Genomic DNA, 881 nt, shown 5'->3' on the forward strand with positions numbered 1-881 from the left:
CATCAGATCTGCGACGGTGGGTTGGCCTGCTCGATTCATCCCAATGCTTGAATCGAACACAGTCAGCGACGTCAATAAATTAATTCACGGGTTTTTATATTTATGCGCCGGGCTTAAACCCCTTATCCGGCAATTCTATATTGTCGAACCGGATGACGAACCATCGCATCGATATCAATGCCATCAAGCAACCAGTGCAATTGCTCCGTTGTAAGCTGCATGATTGTGTCCTGACGCTGCGGCCAACGGAATTTGTCGTCAGTCAACCGCTTTAACAAAAGCACAAACCCTGATCGGTCGAAGAACAAAACCTTCATCCGGTCACGACGACGGTTGCAAAAAGCAAAAATCGCTGGCGCAAACGGGTCCAGATCCATCTCTTCCTGAACCAGAACCGCAAGACTGTTTATCCCGCCCCGGAAGTCGATGGGGTCGCGGTGCAGATAGACCTGCATGTCAGAGGTAAGTCTAAACATCGCTTACCGCTCCAATGACCGCCGTCAGTGCCCGCACATCGTCACATTCCAGAGACAGCTTCACGCCATTGGGTAAAGTCACGTTCAGTTTTGCCACTGAGGAGAACACTGCAACTTTAGCAGATGCTGGCTTCATCCTGCCAGAATTACGGGTCCCCAGTTCCGCCGCACGCGGCCTGTCACCTCTTGTCACAATATCGTTTGCAGCAGCCTCGATCGAACCGGTATAAATGCCGACCCTAAAGATGGCGAAGGCTGCAAGACCTCAATTTCTGCTTCCTTGTGCTTACGCACCCATTTGCGCACAAGGTTGGTATTAATCCCGTGATCAATGGCAACACGCGATAAAGAAGCGCCGGGTTCAAGGGCCAAGGCAACAACTTGCTTCTTCCATTCGCGATCATA

General features: G+C 51.0%; 2 protein-coding genes. Both read right to left on the reverse strand.

Annotated elements, in window-relative coordinates:
• Positions 1–122 precede the first annotated feature (122 nt).
• Positions 123–476: an IS66 family insertion sequence element accessory protein TnpB gene (gene tnpB, locus ABE527_RS21585; RefSeq protein WP_499695607.1), complete on the reverse strand. Its 354-nt coding sequence runs from the start codon at positions 474–476 to the stop codon at positions 123–125.
• A gap of 189 nt (positions 477–665) precedes the next feature.
• Positions 666–881: transposase (locus ABE527_RS21590; protein WP_499698256.1), on the reverse strand; the 216-nt coding region annotated here is incomplete at its 5' end.

It is taken from the genome of Brucella sp. TWI432 (assembly GCF_039674445.1).
Lineage (GTDB): Bacteria > Pseudomonadota > Alphaproteobacteria > Rhizobiales > Rhizobiaceae > Brucella > Brucella chromiisoli.

Excerpts from the sequence above, each read along its gene's own strand:
- tnpB (WP_499695607.1), bottom strand. The coding sequence starts at position 476 with ATGTTTAGACTTACCTCTGACATGCAGGTCTATCTGCACCGCGACCCC.